This window comes from Amycolatopsis jejuensis (genome assembly GCF_000717335.1).
GTDB lineage: Bacteria > Actinomycetota > Actinomycetes > Mycobacteriales > Pseudonocardiaceae > Amycolatopsis > Amycolatopsis jejuensis.
The window spans coordinates 158674-177269 of record NZ_JNYZ01000020.1 but is presented as its reverse complement, the minus strand read 5'-3'; the positions used below and the strand labels follow the sequence as shown (position 1 = coordinate 177269).

Sequence of the window (18596 nt, the reverse complement as noted above, 5' to 3'; positions counted from 1 at the left end):
GCCATCCGCAAGATTCGTTGGACGTGATGCACCGCCGGGCGCACGATCGAAGGGTCGGAAACAACCGGAACCTTTGAGGACAGCGTCATGACAGAGAAAACCGTGATCGTCACCGGCGGATCGGGCGGGATCGGCCGGGAGACGGCGATCAGACTGGGCCGCGACGGCTATGCGGTCGTCGTTGCCTACGGCGGCAACAGTGTTGCGGCGGAGGAGGTCGTTGCGGAGATCGAGCGCGCGGGTGGGAAAGCCCTCGCGGTCGCCGCCGACGTCGCCGACGAGGACGCGGTAGCCGCTTTGTTCGACCGGGCGGAGGAGGCGTTCGGCGGGGTCGACGTGGTGGTGCACGCGGCCGGGATCATGCCGCTGGCCCCGCTGGCGGAGCTGGACCTGGACGTGTTCGACCGCGTGGTACGGACCAATCTGCGCGGCACCTTCGTGGTCGACCAGCAGGCCGTCCGCCGGGTCCGCGACGGTGGCGCGATCGTGAATCTGTCCAGTTCGGTCACCAAACTCGCCCGGCCGGGCTACTCCGCGTACTCCGCCACGAAGGGCGGCGTCGAGGCGATCACCCTGATCCTCGCGCGGGAGCTGCGGGGCCGGGACGTCACCGTCAACGCCGTGGCACCCGGTCCCACCGCCACTCCGCTTTTCCTCGAAGGAAAGCCGCCGGAGCTGATCGACCGGATCTCCGCGGAAGCCCCGGCGAACCGCCTTGCCGAGCCCGTCGACGTCACCGAGGTCATCGCCTTCCTGGCCGGTCCGGCGCGCTGGATCAACGGCCAGGTCATCTACGTCAACGGTGGCACGGCCGCCTGAAACCACGGCGCTGGAAAGGAATTCCCATGAGCAAGACCATTCTGATCAGCGGCGCGTCGAGTGGTTTCGGCGCACTGACCGCCCGAGCCCTCGCCGACGCGGGCCACACGGTGTACGCAGGGATGCGCGATGTCGCCGGTCGCAACGCCACCGCCGCGGCCGACGCCGCCCGGTACTCGGCAACGCACGGGGTCGACCTGCGGCACGTCGAGCTCGACATCAGCACGGACGCCTCGGCCCGGCAAGCCGTCGACGCCGTGCTGAGTGAGCAAGGCAGACTCGACGTCCTCGTCCACAACGCCGGCCACCTGGTCACCGGCCCGGCCGAGGCGTTCCCGCCCGCGCAGCTCGCCGAACTCTTCGATACCAACGTTTTGGGTACGCAGCGGCTCAACCGCACCGCGCTTCCGCACCTGCGGGAACAGCAGGACGGACTGGTGGTGTGGGTGGGCAGCTCGAGCACCCGTGGCGGCACTCCGCCTTATCTGGCACCGTATTTCGCGGCGAAAGCGGCCATGGACGCGATGGCGCAGAGCTACGCACTGGAACTCGCCCGGTTCGGCATCGAGACCACGATCATCGTCCCGGGCGCGTTCACGAGCGGTACCAACCACTTCGCCAACAGCGGCAGCCCGGCCGACCTCGACGTCGTCGCCGCGTACGAGACGAAGTACGCCGGCCTGATGGACCAGGTGAGCCAGCGGCTTGCGGACATCGAACCCGAGTGGGCAGACGTCACCGCGGTCGCCTCGGCAATCGTGACGGTGGTCGACACGGAGAAGGGGCAGCGGCCGTTCCGGGTGCACATCGACCCATCGGACGACGGGGCGGCTGTGGTCAACGGGGTAGCCGACCGGGTCCGAGCGGAGCTGCTGCGACGGATCGGCTTGGGTGACCTGCTTCATCCGGTGGTGTGATGGGACGGCCTGCCTGATCGGCGGTTCCATGATCGCCACCACGGAGTGTCCGTTCCGGATCGCGTCCCGGAAGGTCGTCCTGGAGCAGACCCCGCTCCCGGCATCAGCGTGGACGGGCGCAGGTGTAGGCATGGTGGGTCGCATCCAGGTAGCCCGTCGGGCCGACCACCAGAGGTTCGGGCAGGCAGTAGCCGTCCAGGATCCCCGGCACTGCGGCGAGGATGGATTCCCGATCGGTGCCGGCGGCGACTTCGCGGCGCACGTTTTCGTGGACGCGCTTGACCGCCGCGAGGTGTTCGGCGATCTCGTTGCGGGTCAGGGGCGCACCGTGGCCGGGGATGACGACGGTCTCGTCGTCGCACAGTTCCAGTGCTTGTTCGAGGGCGGTGACGCGGCCGATCGCGTCGCCGCCTGCGGTCAGGTCGATCGCCGGGTAGCAGTTCATGCCGGGGAAGTTCACGACGATGTCGCCGAGGTGCAGCACGTTCGCGTGGCGGAAGTGGACGAGCACGTCGGTATCGGTGTGCGCCGGGCCGGGGTGCCGGACGGTGATCTCCTCGCCGTTGACGTGGAGCGTCAAGGTGTCCGAGAACGTGAGGTCCGGGCGTCCGGCGGGGGCGGCGGGCACCAGCGCCCTGACGTGGGTGGCGACGTAGTCCGACGACATCCGGACGCGGCTGTTCCCGACGCCGACGATCGCCGCCCCGTGCCGGGCGAACGTCGCCGCCCCGCCGGCGTGGTCGGGGTGGAAGTGGGTGGGGATGGCGAATCTCAGTGGCGCGTCCGTGAGTTCGCGGATCAGGTCGAGGATCTGGCCGGCCTGGAAATCGTAGTAACAGTCCACGAGAACGACGCCGTCGTCGCCGTGCGAGACGAGAATGGTGCCCGGGAGCCCTTCGATCAGCGCGGTCCGGTCGCCGATCGGCCGGAGCCGCGGCGGGGTCGCGCGGACGAGCTGCTCGAATTCCTCGTTGGACGCGAGTTCTCCGGTGAGCGCGGTTTTCAGGTGCACACAGGAATCCATGGCGGTGACCTCCGTGGGGTTTCGGTTCACGGGGCGGCGATCCGGGTGAGCCGGGCCGGGAAGGCGAGGCTGAGCAGCAACGCGGCCAGCCCGATGCCGCCGAGGACGAGCAGGGCCGTGACGAATCCGGTCCAGGCCGGGAGCGGGGTGCCGGTGATGCGGGTGCCGGTGATGACGGCTGCGCTGATCTGGGCGCCGAGGGCGCCGCCGATGCTGCGGAAGACGTTGGACAGTGCCGTTGCGCTGGCGACTCGTCCGGCGGGAACGACGGCGACGAGGATGTTCGCGCCCTGGGCCAGCCCGAAGCCCAGGGTGAGCCCGGTCAGGCCGGACGCGACCGCGATCACCTCCGGCCGGGACGGTGCCAGGAGCAGGATCAGTGCGGCGGCGAGCATGGCCGCGTTGGCCAGCGCCAGTACCCACCGCGCGCCGATCAGCCGCTCCAGCCGTGCGGTGAACGGTGCGACGATCAGGGACACGATTCCCAGTGGCAGCAGGGAAAGCCCGACCCGGAACGGAGTCCCGCCCAGCCCGTATCCGGTGCTTGCCGGTAGTGCCACGATCTGCGGGACGATCACCAGGATCGCGGTGGTGCCGAACCCGGCGACGAACGAAACCAGGCAGGTGAGCAGGACCGGCCGATGCCTGAGGTGGCGGAGCTCGAGCAGGGGTTCGGTGCGGTGCAACGCGACCGTGGCGAACCCGGCGAGCAGCAGCAGTCCGCCGAGAACGAGACCGAGTACCGGGCCGGAGAACCAGCCCAGGGCCGCGGCCAGCGTGATCCCCACCAGCAGGGCCACCAGACCCGCCGCCAGCAGGGCAGCGCCCCACCAGTCGACCCTGCCCCGCTCGGCCGGCGGGCACGACGGCGCGTACCGCCAGGCCGCGATCAAGGACACCAGCATGATCGCCAGCGCGATCCAGAACATCCACGCGTACGGCAGCGCGGACAGCACGACGCCGGTGACGAGAATGCCGACCACCGTCGCCACCCCGCCCATCGCGATCATGAGCCCCACACTCGACTTCACGCGTTCGATCGGCTGCGTGTCGTTGAGCAGCCCGACCGCGACCGCGAAGAACCCGGCCCCGGCCCCCTGCAGGAGCTGGCCGGTGGTGAGCAGGACGAGGTTCGGGGCCAGCGTCGGGAGCAGGGCACCGAGGCAGACCACCGCCATCAGCCCGAGCAGGACCCGGCGTTTGTCCCGGATGTCGCCGAGACGGCCCATCAGCGGGCCGAGCACCGCGCCGGACAGCGCGACCCCGGTGAAGATCCAGGTGATCTGCGGGGTCGACGCGCCCAGCGCGGCCTGGATCGCCGGAACCGCCGACGCAAGGCCGTTCTCCAGCACGATGTAGCCGAGGAACAGGGTGAGGAGCGCGAAAAGCGTGCCCCGTGGGGAACCACGCCTGCCGAGTGAGCTGCGGGCAGGCACTGCCGAGGGGGAGGAAATCCGGGAATCCACACTGACTCCTGATTTTCGGAAGGACCGGGGAGGGGAGCTAACCGGCTTCGGCCTCGAACTCGAAGCGGCCGCCGGCGGAGAAGGCAAGGGGAGGAAGGGGGTTCGGCACGGCGAAGGTCACGACGAGCTCGGTGGAATCCGCGTCCTCGTGCCGGAAGACGATTTCGGTGTCCCCGGCCAGGAACACGCCGTCGTGGTCCGGCATGCGGAACAGGTCACGGTGCCGCTGTTCCCACCGTTTCGCGCCGGGCCCGGTCACGGTGATCCGGCGGACGGACGGCGCAGGCCGGTCGTGGCCGAGGTACGGCAAGGGGAAGAGCCGCCTTTCTTGCAGCTGGAACGAGATCACGCCGCGGATGCGTTCCGGCGCCGCGCCGACGTAGTACCCGGGGACACCGTTCTTGCGGACCCAGTTGCCTGCGACGACCTCGGCGTCTTCGGCGCCGCCTGCCTCCCGCCAGTGCGCCAGGTCGGCGGCCGCGTCGGAGGTCGTGTAGCTGATGGTCATCAGCCGCGGGAGGGACCGGGTGATCTCCGGGTCGTGCCGCAGCGGGCCGGACGGGTCCGGGCTGGACAGTTCGACGAACCCACCGCCGTCGAGGACCAGCAGATGGCAGTTGATGCCCAGATTGCGTTCCACGACCTCGTCCCCGAGGGCGAAGCCCGCTTCCTGCAGACGTTCGGCCAGTGCGGCTCGTTCGTCGTCGGCGACGAGTACCACGACGTGGTCGACGGCCCGTTCGACCATTGCAGTCATGAAGGAATCCTTTCTCGCGTCTGCGGGTTCACTGCACGGCCGGGCGGAGTTCCCCGGCCACGTAACGGATGAAGCCGGCCGGGTCGGGGTCGTCGGCGGTGGTCCCGACGATGACGTCGTCGGCACCGGCGTCGACGAGCGCGCGGATGAGCTTGACGGAGGATTCGGGCGTGACGCCGTTCGCGTACTGCTCCGGCATCTTCGCCCCGAAGGCGGCCAGCTCGGCACGAAGCCGGTCGGTCGAGCCGGGCCCGGTCGGCGCGGACACCGATACGATCAGCCGGTGGTGGTCGGTCCGCCCGGCCCTGGCGCGGCCCTCGTCGACGAGCTTCCGGGCACTGGCCACCAGATCCGGGTCCGGCAGGCCGACGATCGTGCCGTCGGCCAGCTCGCCGGACAGCCGCATCGACTGCGGGCCCATCGCACCGACCAGGATCGGCGGCGGATCGGCCGGTGGCCATTCGAGCCGGACGCCGGTGAGGCTGACGTAGCGGCCGTCCTGGGTGACGTTCTCGCCGTGCAGCAATGCCCGCAGCGCGGTGAGGTACTCGCGCAGGAACGTCAGCGGGGAAACGGGTTTCACGCCGGCCTGCGCCATCCAGTCCTGGCCGCCGTGGCCGACTCCGAGCGTGAACCGCCCGCCGGAGGTACGCAGCAGGGTGGCGGCCTCCATCGCGGTCATGGCCACGTTGCGCATCGGCGCCGGTACCACGCCGACCGAGACCCGTAGCCGCTCGGTCCAGGCCAGCGCGAACGCGGCACTGCCGATTCCGGTCTGGTAGAAGCAATCCTCGAACAGCCAGAGCTCGTCGAGCCCGGCTTCTTCGGCGGCAGTGACGCATTCGCGGAGCTTCTCCGGCGGCACCTGTGGGCGGAAGAGTGCGCCTACGCCGGTCATCCGTGCGTTTCCGGTGCAGTGGTTTCGGGCATGGGGTCTCCTGGTCGGTGCTGATCGGGAAAGAACGCTTCGGTGAGGCGGGCGACCTTCTCGGCCGCCGTCAGGTTTTCGCGGCGGCTCGCGATCGCCCAGAAGATCCCGGACGGGTCCCGGAACCCGCCGAACCGGTCCCCGTCGGGGAAATCCGCGACCGGTGCCGTCTGCTCGGCTCCGGCGAGCAGAGCGGCCGCCATGGTGGCGTCGACGTCGGGGACGTACACGTTGATGCTGACCGGGCCGTGGCCGCCGTGCGGGGGCCCGCCGAGCTGCGTGACGAAGGCCGAGTCGTTGAGGGTGACGACTCCGTTCCCGCCGATGGTGATCTCGGCGTAGAGGATGCGGCCCTGCGGGTCGCAGAACCGGGCGTCCTCGCGGGCGTCGAGGATCTCGGCGTAGAAGCCGAGGGCGGCTTCTATGTCCTCGACGGTGAGCGACGGGATCACCACCGGGTAGTCGTCCGGTACCGGACTGGCTGAAGGCATGCGCCACACGCTAGGCGGGTCCTTGGCCGGAATTGCCCTGCCGAGCAGGAAACCCGTAGGGCGGCCCCGTAGGACTACGGGGTCAGCCGCGGGCTTCGACCCGGGCGAGGAAATCCGCGACGATCGCCGCGTTCTCCCGGCGCAGGGGCTCCTCTTCGAGGTACACCATGTGCGTGGCCCCGGCCTGGGTGATGTGCTCGGAGTCCGGGATCCGGGCGGCGATGTCGGCCAGGTGCTCCGGGATGCATTCGTCGAACTCGCCGCCCAGGACGAGGGTGGGGACTTCGATGGCGTGGAGCCGGTCGAAGATGTCCCAGTCTCGCAGGGTTCCGGTGGCGTGGTGGTCGCCGTATCCGAGCATGGTCTGCAGGGTGATCATGCTGGCGCCCTCGATGGAGAGCGGTACCGGCGGGTTCGGATTGCGGAGGGTGTGCACGGCCCAGTGTTCGGCGAGCGCGACCTGGTAGTCCGGGTCGCCGGTGGTACCGGCCAGTTCCCGCCCGTAGGTGCGGTCGAGGACGTTGCCGGGCTGTTTCGTCATGAGGTCCCGTACTTCGGCGCAGAACCGGGGGACGCTCGCCAGGCCGCTGGCGCAGACGAGGCTCGTCCAGTCCGGCTTGCGCTCGGCGGCGAACTGCAGGCCGAGCATCGCTCCCCAGGAATGCCCGTACACGTGCGGGCGCTGCAGCCCGAGGCCGTCGATCACGGCGGCGAGCTCATCGAGGAACCGGTCGACGGTGAGCAGCGCCGGATCGTCGATCGGGGCCGAGTTCCCGACGCCGAGCTGGTCGTACCAGATCACCTCCCGATCGGCGGCGAGCCCTTCGAACGCGGGGACGAGGACGTCGGACGGGAATCCGGGCCCGCCGTGCACCATGAGCAGCGGGACCCCGCCCGAACCTGCCTTCCGGTACCAGACTTCGCCGCCGGGGACCGGGATCCGGCCTTCGATCGTGGTGGTGGTCATCGGGAATCCTCCGGGGTACTGGTGGCCGCATTGCCGCAGCCAGCATCGGCTCGCGGGGACTTCGGCACACCGGGAGTTCTCCGGGGTACTACGGGCCGGTCCTGGCCGCCTCACCCGCCACCGATTCCGCCGACCACCACGCGGCGACCTGGGTCCGCGACGAGAAATCGAGCTTGCGCAGGATGCGTTCGACGTGCCATTCCGCGGTGCGCCGCGAGATCATCAGCTTCTCGGAGATCTGCCGGTCGCTCATGCCGTACGCGATGAGCCGGGCGACCTCCGCTTCCCGCCGGGTGAGCGCGGGGGCGTCCGGATCGGGGGCAGGTGCCTTTTTCGTGCTGCCGCCGCGGTCTTCCAGCGCCGCCTCGACGACGTCCTCGACCGGTGCGGTGGCGCCGCGTTCGAACGCGATCCGGTAGCCGGCTGAGCCGAGCTGCCGGGCGAGGGCCTTTTCGCAGTCCTGGTGGAAGGAAGCCGTGAGCGGCATTGCCGACGCCTGGGTGGCCGCTGTCCGCCATTGCGCGGCGGCACCGCCGAGGAGGTACGCGGCGTGTTCGCCCCGGCCGTCGGTGGCCGCGACCCAGGCCAGCGCCTCGATGCTCAGCGCCGTGGTGAGGACGTCGTCGAGGTCGAGGCTGACCTTGAGCCGCATGCGGTGCAGCTCGCGGGCACGGGGGAGATCACCCTTCTGCCACGCGAGCAGTCCCAGCCACCCCAGCACGGTCGCGCGCATCCAGCGCTCGCCGGTCTCCTCGGTACGGGCGAGGCAGGCGCGGGCGTGCCGTGCTGCATCTTCGGTGTCGCCGGTGGCGAACTTGATCGCCGACAACAGCCCGAGTACGAGGATCTGGTTCGGCCGCCCTGGTTCCGTGGACCGGGCGAGGGCTTCGAGCGGAGCGATCGTGCCTGCCGCGTCGCCGGTGAAGGTCGCGACGAAACCGGCGGCGATGTCCACTTCGGGCCGGAGCGTTGCGTCGGCGAGCTGCCGGGCGGCCGCGATCTGCTGGAGGGCGGCGTCCGGACGGCCCTGAGTGGCTTGCATCCGGCTGTGCACGCACAGCAGCCGGACCCGCAAAGCCGGGTCCGCGGTGGCGGAGATCAGCCCGCCGAGCCAGTGCTGCCCGTCGGCCAGGCGGCCGCGGGCGAACCAGTACTCGCCGAGCTGCACGGCCATCTGCGCGGCGGCCGGGGTGAGGCTGGGCTCGGCGAGACCGTGTTCGAGGGCTGCGCGCAGGTTGGCGTGCTCGGCGGTGAGCCGGTGCATCCACGAGACCTGGCTCGCGGTGAACCACTCCGCCTCGGCCTGGCGGGTGAGCCGGGCGTACCACTCGAGGTGCCGGGCGGCGATGTCCCCGTGATCGTCGAGCTGCTGCCTGCCGAACAGCCGCATCGAGTCGAGCAGGCGGTACCTCGTCCGTCCATTGTGGACTTCCCGCGCCAGTACGGACTTCTCGGCCAGTGCCGACAGCAGCTCCTGCATCCGCGCGGGCTCTTCGCCGCAGACACCGGCGGCCGCGTCGAGGGCGAACGATCCGGCGAACACCGAAAGCCGGGCCCACAGCAGGCGTTCCGGTTCGGAACAGAGGTCGAAACTCCAGCCGATGCAGGCACGCAGCGTCTGCTGCCGGGTGGCGGCGGCCCGGTTTCCCTGGGTCAGCAGGGCGAACCGGTCGGCGAGGTGGTCGAGGATCTCGTGCAGGGTCAAGGTCCGCAGCCGGACGGCCGCGAGCTCGATGGCGAGCGGAATCCCGTCGAGGGTCGCGCAGATCTCCGCGACGACCCGCTGGTTGTCCTCGGTGAGCCGGAATCCGGGATCGGCCGCGGCGGCGCGGTCGACGAACAGCTCGACGGCCGCGTACCGGCTCAGCAACGCAGGCGGGGAGGGCTCGCCGGGGTCGGGCGCCGGCAGCGGGGCCACCGGCAGCAGGCTCTCGCCCTCGATGCCCAGCGGCTCGCGGCTGGTGGCGAGGATCCGCACGTGCGGGCAGCCGCGCAAAAGCTCCCCGGCGAGCAGGCCGCACGCTTCGAGAAGGTGTTCGCAGTTGTCGAGGACGAGGAGGAGGTGCTTGTCCCGAAGGGAATCGACCAGCCCGGCCGGAGCAGGCCCGAACGCGGCGGCGATGGTGGAGGCGAGCAGCGCTGGGTCACGCAGCTCGTCGAGCTGGACGAACTGTGCGCCGTCCCGGAAGGCCCGATGCGCGTCGGCCGCCACCCGCAGCGCCAGCCGCGTTTTCCCGACGCCCCCGGGCCCGGCAAGGGTCAGCAACCGGCTCTCGGAGAGCCGCCGCCGGGCCGCCGAGAGCTCCTGCCGCCTGCCGACGAAGGAACTCACCTCGGCCGGAAGGCCGGCCACCGCACGCCGGGGCCGCCGGGATCCACCCATCGGCGCAGTATAGAGGCTGCCGGACGGCGGGACGGGAAACGCGGGATCGGGGCGACGGTCTTCGTCCGGGGCGGGGGGGGGGCTTGCATTCGGGGGGCGAGTTCCGGGTGGGGAGGGAACGGAGGGGTGGCCGGTGGTCATTCGTCCCGGGGAGCGGCTGGGCGGGGCCTGCTGTCAGGGGGCGAGTCGCGGCCGGGGTGAACGGCGCTGGTCGGTGCGGTGGTTTCTTCGGCAGTGGGTGGTTCGGCAGGGCGGGTCTGCTTTCGGGGGAGTGGTGGCATGGCGAGTTCGGGTGGGGGTGAACGGCGCTGGTCGGCCCGGTGGTTTTCCTCGGCAGCGGATGGTTCGGCCTGGTTGGCGAACGGCCCGTGCAGCGGGTGGTTCGGGCAGGTCGGTGGTCCGCCTCGGGCCGCGCGTGGTGCGGGCTGGTCGGTGGTTCGGCCCGTCCTGCGGGTTCCGGCTCACCGCGGGAGACCCGGGCGATGGGCGTTCGGCGGGTGATCGGTCCAGGCCGGGCGGCTCGGCGGCGTGCGCCGGAACCGGTGCGCAGCGGCGATTCCGGCGGTGCAGCCAGGTTCACGAAGTGCACGCCGCCACCCGGCGCCCGGCTAGCCCAGTGGTCCGGCTGCTTTCACCTGTACCCGCACCACATTGCCGGGCAGGTAGGACATTCCGGTCTCCGTCACGGTCGTGATGCGGATCCGCGTCCGGTCGGCGCCTGCGGTGCCGGCCGCCTCGATCGCTTCGTCCTGGGCAGCCCGCAGGCATTCCGAGCGGCTGCCGCTGTCGTAGGTGAAGACCCGGTCGACCGAGCCGGACACCTCGGCGATGGCTGCGCCGATGGCGTTCGCCACGGCGGCGTGCCGGGGCCGGATCACCGTTGCCGTGCCGGGGACCCGGGTGGGCAGCAGGCCTGCTCCGCCGCCGACGGCGATCAGGGGCAGGTCGGCGCGGCCGGCGCGGATGCGGTCGGTCAGGAAACCGATCCGCTCGTCGATCCACGCCACTGCGGACCGTACGGTGTCCGGTGGCAGTTCCGGCGTGCGGGAGCCGAACGACAACCGCCCGGCCAGCACGCCGACGTCGCTGAGGGTCGCCACCGTACCGCCGGACACCAGGGCCTGCGACGCGAGCCGGTACCCCACACTGTCCGGGCCGATCCGGCCGCCGGGGTGCACGATCGTCCCGCCGCCCAGCCCGATCGAGACCAGGTCCGGCATGCGGTAGTTGGTGCGGACGCCGCCGATTTCCACCGCATGTGCCGATTCGCGGGGGAATCCGCCGAGCAGCACGCCGACATCCGTCGACGTTCCCCCGACGTCGGCGATGATCGCGTCGCCGACGCCGGACACCGCCGCCGCCCCGCGCATGGAGTTCGCCGGGCCGGACCCGATGGTGAGAATCGGGCGCCGGGCCGCTTCGGCGGCGGTGACCAGGGTGCCGTCGTTCTGCGTCAGGTAGACCTGGGCTCGTACCCGGTGCTGCTGCAAAGCGCCGTCCAGCCCCCGCACGATTTCCGCCCCGGCGAACGTCAGCGCGGCGTTGAGCACCGCGGAGTTCTCCCGTTCCAGCAGGCCCATGCCGCCGACCTCGTGCCCGAGCGTCACCGGCACGGCACCCAGCACCTCGGTGATGATCGCCGCCGCCCGGACCTCGTGGTCCCGCACCATCGGCGAGGACACCCCGGTGACCGCGACGGCGTCGGCCCGGTCCCGGCACCGCTCGGCGAAATGGCGGACGGCGTCTTCGTCCAGCGGCGCCAGCTCGACCCCGCCGACCTCGTGGCCGCCGCGCACGATCTCCACCGGTCCGGTCACCGCGGCCGCCAGATCCGCCGGCCATCCCGTCAACGGCGCGATCGACAGTGTCGCGGGTGCGCCCAGCCGGAGGATGCCCACCTTGGCGAGGCCGCGGCGGCGGATGATCGCGTTGAGCGGATGCGTGGTCCCGAGCATCACCCGGCCGACCGGACCCGTCTCCGCCAGCACCGCGGCCAGCGCCGCGGCGATGCCGCCGAACGGGTCGGGCGTCGTCGGAGTCTTGTGCCAGGCCAGCACGGAACCCTCGGGATCAACCACGACCGCGTCGGTGTTCGTGCCGCCGACGTCGATGCCGAGCCGTAGTTCGCCGGTCATCGGGCCGCCTCCAGCGGGGTGTAGCCGAAGTCGTACCCGAACGCGCGCGGTCCGGCCAGCGCGAGGCCGTCCGGAGTCCGCCATCGCTCGTGCGCGGGCATCGCGATCACGTGCAGCCGCTGGCCGTAGGCCAGTCCGTCGGTCGTCATCGGGGTGCCGGTTTCGATGTCCAGCAGGGAAATCAGGTCCGGTACGGTCACTCGCGGCACGCCGTTCTCGAAGGCCGCCAGGTTCTCGTTCTGCACGTGCACGGTGCACTGGCGGCCTGGCTCGGTGAGGTGGTCCAGCACGACCGTGCCGCGCGTCCAGCCACCGGTCGCGGTGCGCTCCAGGTCGACGACCTTGCCGCTGAACACGATGGTGGCCCGGCAGAATTCCAGGAACTCCCCATAAGCGCCCGGTTCGCTCTCGCCGATCGCCCGCACCCGCTTGCCGATCTCCCGGCAGTAGCTCAGCGAACCCGGGATCGCCGATTGGGCACACTGCTTCGCCGTGTGCGGATACGCCCCGGCGAGGGCGGTCATGCCCATCTGGGCCACGGTCGCGCGCACCAGCCGTTCCGCCGCACGGTTGTCCACCGCGTCGAGGAGTACCTGGTTGCCCCGCACATCGCACAACGCGAACGGGGACGCCGGGATCCCGTCGAGCGACAACGTGGTCATCTCGATCTGCGGAAACGCGCGCTGCATCAGGTCGGCGTCCACGACAGGCAGGCCGAGCTCGGCCGCCGCCGCGATCGGCAGCAGCGAGTTCATCCCGCCCACCTCGACCGGCATGATCGCCGCGGCCCGCCGCTGCAGCCGTCCTTCGAGGGCGCGCAGCACGATCGCCGCTTCACCCCCGTTCGGGATCTGTTCGGCGCCGGCCGTCGGCGCGCCGACCATCGCGACGGGCACCACCAGCCCGTCCGGGTCCAGCTCCCCGGCGGCCACCACCGGCACCGGCCCGTGCCGGTCGAGCGCCTGGCGCAGCATCAGCTTCGCGATGCCGGGATCGCCGCCGCCCCCGGTGCCGAGCACGACCGCACCGAGCGCGAGGTCGTCGACGTGCTGCGGTTCGATCGTCTTCACGAGCGGACCCCCGACCGGGCAAGGACCATCCGGCGCCCGGTGCTCGGCGGCACGGGCGAGTCCCGCCGCCCGGCGCGTTCGCGTTCGGTCGCCCCGGGGTCGACGGTCATCGTGCCCGGATCGATCACGACGCCGTAGTCGGCACGGGCGGCTTCGGCCGACACGTATCCGTCGAGGACGTCGGAGAGGACCGCTTCCGGGGCCCGGTCGAGCGGGCTGCCCCAGCCACCGCCCCCGCCGCTGAACGAGTAGATCACCGCGGACGGCTCGACCGGCGCGTACTTGCTTTCCGTCACCACCATCTCGCCGGTGTCCCCTTCGCCGATCACGATGACATTGCCCGCACCGTCGTGGCCGCCGGCGTAACCGGCGAGCGGATGGGCCAGCGATTGGACGCCCATGTTCGCGACCGTGCCTGCCGCGCCGCGCATTTCGCGCCGGGCGACCACCCCCGGGCAGCCGCGCCAGGTTCCGGGTGCGGCGGAATCGGGTGCGAACTCCGCCTGGTGGTAGTGGACCGGCGACTGGACCTCGGTCATCTCGATCGTCGGCAGCAGCGACGCGCTGTAGGGCGGGGACCAGGCTCCCCATCCGTCGGTGCCGTAGGCGCCGCCGTTGCATTCGGCGACCATCCACATGTCCGCGAAGATCGTCATCGGGTCGCCACCCGCGCGCGTGACGAGCCGGGATTCCCGTTCGTCGCGGCCGAAAACCCAGCATGCGGCGCCGTCGATGCCGATCGTCCCGACCTGTTCGGCCGCGAAGTGCTCGCACGCCTTCATCAGCGCCTGGCCGATCTGCGACCCGCAGAGCACGGTGCCCATCGCGGTCGGTGCGGGTGATCGCGGATTCGCCAGGGTGCCCTCCGGGATCCGGAACCGCAAAGCCCGCAGGAAACCCGAGTTGATCGGGATGTCCGGGCAGAGCGACGCGAAGACGACCGCGGCCCACGACCGGGTATTGGTCTCGACGCTGTTGATGTACCCCTCGCTCTGGCTTGCGGTGCCGGCGAAGTCGAGGAGCATCCCGTCCCCGTCGATGGTGACGGCCACCCGGATCGGCAGGTCGTGGCGGCCGGTGAAATCGGCGTCGACGAAGGCTTCGCCGCGGTAGGTCCCGTCCGGCCAGCTGCGGATCCGGTCCCGGAACTTCCGTTCCGAGTAGTCGTAGATCCACTCCAGCGAGTCCTCGATCGCGGCGAGGCCGTAGCGGTCCGCGAACTCCCGGATCCGGGTTTCGCCGAGTTTGCAGGCGCCGGTCATCGCGGCGAGGTCGGCTTCGAGCAGTGCCGGGAACCGGTTGTTCGCGAGCAGCCAGTTCCAGACCTCGCGGCGGCGTTCGCCCTTCTCGTACAGCTTGAGCGGCGCCGGGCGGAAGCCTTCGTGCCAGATCTCGCGGCCGGTCGGATCGGCGCCGCCGGGGAACGGGCCGCCCTGGTCCATGATGTGCCCGCGCACCGACGTGAAGAACGCGGGCCTGCCGTCGAAGAAGATCGGCGCGACGATCGTGTAGTCGCCGATGTGGCTGCCGCCGTGGTAGGAATCGGCGACCAGCAGGATGTCGCCCTTGTCGAGGTCGCCCTCGAAGAACTCCAGTGCGGTCTGCGCGGACATCAGTCCCGAGTAGGAGTGCAGCGAGATCCCGGCACGGGCGACGATGCTCGACCGTCCGCCGCGGTAGGCGTACACCCCGGCGCCCGCGTCCTTCGACTCGTTGAACGACGGGTTCGGCGACGACCGGCACATCGATTCGTACACCTCGGCCGCGACCGCGTCGAGGTAGTTGCGGACCACCTCGGCGGTGATGGAGTCGATCATGCTCCTGCTCCCTCCATTCCGTACCCGGCCAGCAGGTCGTCCAGTTCGGCCGCCCCCAGCCGGTAGACCTCGTGTGCCGTCTCGCGGCTGATCAGCCCGTCGGCGACGGCCAGCGCGACCCGGCCGCGGTCCCGCTCCGCCGGGTCGCCGGAACCGGCACCGCCGGCCAGGCGGACCCGTACCCGGTCTCCCGCCACCTCCTGTTCGGTGGCCACCGGGACGCTGGGCTGCCAGGTGCCGCTGTCCCGGAACCACACCCCCGCCGAGTGCCCGGTCCACAGCGTGCACAGCCGGTTCGGCGGCAGGTCGATCTCCACCTCGACGGCAGGCGCGCCGGTCCACTGCCCGGCGCCGGCGGTCCCCGGTTCGAACTCCAGCCTCCTGATCCGGGTTTCGTGGTCGCTTTCCCACTGTTCGACCGAAGGAAGCTCGGACCGGGCGGCGAACGGCGGCCGTCCCCATCCGTCCGCGTTCGCGGTGGCACCGGCGGCCGGGGGCGCCCACTGACCGAGGTCGGTGTGCCTGCTGCGGTCGCCTGCCGGGCGGGTGAGCACGAGCGGCCGCGACGCGGTCAGCGAGACCGGGAACCCCGGCGCCGCTTGACCGAGCGCGGCGAGGGTGGTGCCGGTGACCGTGCTTCCGTAGCCGTCGGGGCCCCAGCCGACCGGAGCGGGCCGGACCGCGTGGGTGATCGTGCCCGGCCGGGTCCGGATGGTCACCGCGCGCAGCACCCCGCCGTTCGCCGGTACTTCTTCGCCGAGGAGGGCGAGCACCGCCACCGCGGCGGACGAAGCGGTGGTGCCCGCCGAGCAGTTCACGAACGACGGTTGCTGCTCGTCGGATCCCGAGAAGTCCAGCGTCAGCGAATCACCTTCGACGGCGGCGACGAGCCGGATCCCGTTGTGCTCGGCCGGATATCGGCCGTCCGGCCACGACCGGATGGCCGCGCGGGCGAGTTTTTCGCTGTAGTACTGGGTGTGCTCGAGTGCGTTCTCGACGAGCTCGACCCCGTGCGTGTGCACCAGGCCGTCGAGCAGGGACAGCCCGCGGTTCAGCACCGCGGTGGCGACGTCGAGCAGCCGGCGGGTTTCCTGCGGATGCCGCCCGTTCAGCAGGAGGGTGCCGAGCACGTCCCGCGTGGCCCGCCCGAGCCGCCGGATCTTCACCGGCGGCACCACGACGCCCTCGGCCCAGATCTCGGTCGCGCCGGGGTGGAAGTTGCCGCTGACCCGGCCCGCGGTGTCCGGCAGCCGGACCTGCACGACGAGATGCGCCACGTGCGAGCCGTCGACGACGTACGGCGTCAGCAGCGTCAGATCCGGCACGCGGGTCCCGCCGCCGTATGGATCGTTGGTGACGACGACGTCGCCGTCCTTCAGATCGAACTCGAAGTCGTCCAGGATCCGCCTGGCGGTCTGCGTCAGCGACCCGAGTGCGAGCAGGTTGTCGATCGCCGCGACTCCGCCGCCCGGGTCGACGATGGCCACCGCCGATTCGCGGCACTGGCTCACTTCCCGGTTCGGTGCGGCGTGCGCCAGGGTCACCGCGAGCTCCTGCGCCATCGCGGTGAGCCGGACCCGGAGGATCTCCAGATCGACCGGGGACACTGCGGCCGCCATCAGCCCACCACCTCGATGACGTAGGTCTCGTACTGGTCGAGCATGGCTTCCTGGCCCTCGCCGACGACGATCGTCGTCCCCGGTTCGTGGATCACCGCGGGGCCGGGGATGACGTTGCCCGGTTCGACGGCGAGCCCGTCGAAGATCGGCACCTCGGCGAAGCCGAGCCGGTCGAAGTACACGCTGCGGGTGCCGACGCGGGCGGCGCCGGCGTTTTCGGCACCGAACTTCAGCGGCTTGATCAGGCCGCCGGTGGACCTGGGGGCGGTGAGCTCGACCCGGATGGACACGATCTGGACCGGCTGGCCGGGCCGCTTGTGCGCGTAGAGTTTTTCGTGCTGGTCGTGGAAATCACGCACGGCGCGGGCGAGGTTCACCGCGGAGATGCGCCGGGTCCGGGTGTGCAGCGGCACGATCACCTCCTGCACCTGGTCCTCGTAACGGAGGTCGAGGAACCGCTCGACGCGCACCTCGTCGATGGCAGGCAGGCAGCGTTCGGCCTCGGCGATCACCGCGTCGAGAGCCGTGCTGAGCTCCTCGGGGTCGACGGCACCGGCCGAGCGCACGAACGACCGCACGCGCGACACCTTGAAGTCGGCGACCATGCCGCCGAATGCACTGAGCACGGAAGCCTGGCGCGGCACCAGGATCGTCTTGATCCCGAGGTCGAACGCCTGTACCCCGGCGTGGATCGCGCCGGCTCCGCCGAAGGCCATCAGCGCGTAGTCGCGGGGGTCGCGGCCGCGCGACACCGACACGTGCCGCAGCGCGTTGGACATGTCGCTGTTGGCGATGCGGAAGATGCCGATCGCCGCCTCGACGGCGGAAATCCCGAGCGGACCGGCGATGTGCTCCTCGATGCTCCGCAGCGCCGCCTCGTGGTCGAGACCCATTGTGCCGCCGAGGAACCGCTCGGGATCGAGGTACCCGAGGACGAGGTTCGCGTCGGTGACGGTCGGGCGGGTACCGCCGCGGCCGTAACACACCGGACCCGGCCGGGCTCCCGCGCTTTCCGGCCCGACCCGCAGCGCCCCTGCCTCGTCGACCCAGGCCAGCGACCCGCCGCCGGAGCCGATCGTGTGGATGTCCACGAGTGGCACGGCCACGCGGTACCGGCTGATCCAGCTGTCCACTCCGACCTCGGGTTTGCCTTCGTGGATCAGGCAGACGTCGTAGCTGGTGCCGCCCATGTCGGCGGTGATCACGTTGCGGTACCCGGACCGCTCGCCCATCGCGACGGCCGCGACGACGCCACCGGCCGGTCCGGACAGCACGGCGTCGACCCCGTGCCCGGCCGAGTACCCGACGTCCATGATGCCGCCGGTCGATTGCATCACCAGCAGGGAACCGCCGAAGCCGGCCGCACGGAGCTTGTCCTCCAGCGCACGCAGGTAGTGCTTGAGCTGCGGGCTGGTGTACGCGTTCACCACGGTCGTGCTGACGCGTTCGAACTCGCGGATCTGCGGCAGGACGTCGCACGACAGCGTGACGAAGCAGTCCGGGTGTTCCTCGGCGATGATCTCCGCGATCCGCCGCTCGTGGGTGTCGTCGAGGAAGGAGAACAGCAGGCACACGGCAATCGATTCGATCCCGGCGGCCTTCAGTTCCCGTACCGCGTCCCGGACACCGGCCTCGTCGAGCGGCTCGACGATCGCGCCGGTGTGGTCGACGCGTTCGGCGACGCCCTTGCGGAACCGCCTCGGCACGATCGGATGCGGGGCGGGCAGCCGGAGGTCGACCATGCTTTCGCGGTAGCCGCGCCGGATTTCCAGCATGTCGCGGAAACCGCGGGTGGTGATCAGGCCGGTGGGTGCGCCGCGGTATTCGAGCATCGCGTTGGTGACGACGGTGGTGCCGAGGGTGAAGTGCCCGGTGTTTTCGAGCAGTCCCGCGGTGGCGAGCCCGTAGTGCTCCGCGATGGCCGAAACCGCTTCGAGCACCGCCGCCGACTCGTCACCGGGCCGGGACGAGACCTTGCCGGTGAAGAGCCGGTCGCCGTCGCTTGCGACGAAATCGGTGAACGTACCGCCGACGTCCACGGCGATGGTGTACGGCAGGGCCCCGGGAGTCCGGGGGGCCGACGCGGCAGGGAGTGTTTGTCCGGCATCCATTCCGCCGATGGTGTCCGGCGGAGCCACCCGGCACACCGGGAAGCTTCCCGGGGAGTACGGGGGTCACTGGCACGTTCCCGGTTCAGCTCGGT

The 18596-nt window shown here is 71.0% G+C and carries 14 protein-coding genes; 2 read left to right on the top strand and 12 right to left on the bottom strand.

The window, feature by feature from the left end:
• Positions 1-87 precede the first annotated feature (87 nt).
• Together OO71_RS26925 and OO71_RS26920 are read left to right on the top strand one after the other, a co-directional pair.
• On the top strand, positions 88-819 hold the full coding sequence (locus OO71_RS26925) for an SDR family oxidoreductase (protein WP_033292668.1): 732 nt from the start codon (positions 88-90) through the stop codon (positions 817-819).
• 26 nt (positions 820-845) lie between these two features.
• Entirely contained in the window at positions 846-1736 is an 891-nt protein-coding gene (locus OO71_RS26920; RefSeq protein ID WP_033292667.1) for an SDR family oxidoreductase, read from the top strand.
• Positions 1737-1839: 103 nt separating this feature from the next.
• On the opposite strand, the gene OO71_RS26915 is transcribed toward OO71_RS26920, so the two are convergent.
• The 12 genes from OO71_RS26915 to OO71_RS26860 all read right to left on the bottom strand — a co-directional run bounded on the left by OO71_RS26915 (position 1840) and on the right by OO71_RS26860 (position 18504).
• Complete coding sequence (locus tag OO71_RS26915; RefSeq protein WP_156096550.1) at positions 1840-2760, bottom strand: MBL fold metallo-hydrolase; 921 nt, start codon at positions 2758-2760, stop codon at positions 1840-1842.
• 26 nt (positions 2761-2786) lie between these two features.
• Positions 2787-4226, bottom strand: a complete 1440-nt coding sequence (locus OO71_RS26910) for an MFS transporter (protein WP_211260608.1) — start codon at positions 4224-4226, stop codon at positions 2787-2789.
• A gap of 37 nt (positions 4227-4263) precedes the next feature.
• Positions 4264-4983, bottom strand: coding sequence for a VOC family protein (locus OO71_RS26905; protein WP_084145312.1), 720 nt, complete (start codon positions 4981-4983; stop codon positions 4264-4266).
• 28 nt (positions 4984-5011) lie between these two features.
• Positions 5012-5881: an LLM class flavin-dependent oxidoreductase gene (locus OO71_RS26900; protein WP_033292664.1), complete on the bottom strand. Its 870-nt coding sequence runs from the start codon at positions 5879-5881 to the stop codon at positions 5012-5014.
• Positions 5878-6402, bottom strand: coding sequence for a VOC family protein (locus OO71_RS26895; RefSeq protein ID WP_051792300.1), 525 nt, complete (start codon positions 6400-6402; stop codon positions 5878-5880). Before OO71_RS26895 ends, OO71_RS26900 begins: the two co-directional genes overlap by 4 nt.
• A gap of 82 nt (positions 6403-6484) precedes the next feature.
• Entirely contained in the window at positions 6485-7369 is an 885-nt protein-coding gene (locus tag OO71_RS26890; protein WP_033292663.1) for a proline iminopeptidase-family hydrolase, read from the bottom strand.
• An 88-nt stretch (positions 7370-7457) separates the two neighbouring features.
• Entirely contained in the window at positions 7458-9752 is a 2295-nt protein-coding gene (locus OO71_RS26885) for an ATP-binding protein (protein ID WP_063740122.1), read from the bottom strand.
• Positions 9753-10360: 608 nt separating this feature from the next.
• Positions 10361-11887, bottom strand: a complete 1527-nt coding sequence (locus tag OO71_RS26880) for a hydantoinase/oxoprolinase N-terminal domain-containing protein (protein ID WP_033292661.1) — start codon at positions 11885-11887, stop codon at positions 10361-10363.
• A complete protein-coding gene (locus OO71_RS50970) occupies positions 11884-12957 on the bottom strand; it encodes an S-methyl thiohydantoin desulfurase family protein (protein ID WP_033292660.1) in 1074 nt (357 codons plus the stop codon). Before OO71_RS50970 ends, OO71_RS26880 begins: the two co-directional genes overlap by 4 nt.
• On the bottom strand, positions 12954-14774 hold the full coding sequence (locus tag OO71_RS26870) for a hydantoinase B/oxoprolinase family protein (RefSeq protein WP_033292659.1): 1821 nt from the start codon (positions 14772-14774) through the stop codon (positions 12954-12956). The genes OO71_RS50970 and OO71_RS26870 overlap by 4 nt, the downstream gene beginning before the upstream one ends.
• Positions 14771-16393, bottom strand: coding sequence for a hydantoinase B/oxoprolinase family protein (locus OO71_RS26865; RefSeq protein ID WP_033292658.1), 1623 nt, complete (start codon positions 16391-16393; stop codon positions 14771-14773). Before OO71_RS26865 ends, OO71_RS26870 begins: the two co-directional genes overlap by 4 nt.
• Positions 16393-18504 (bottom strand): hydantoinase/oxoprolinase family protein, encoded by a 2112-nt coding sequence (locus OO71_RS26860; protein ID WP_084145336.1) that lies wholly within the window; start codon positions 18502-18504, stop codon positions 16393-16395. The genes OO71_RS26865 and OO71_RS26860 overlap by 1 nt, the downstream gene beginning before the upstream one ends.
• Positions 18505-18596 lie beyond the last annotated feature (92 nt).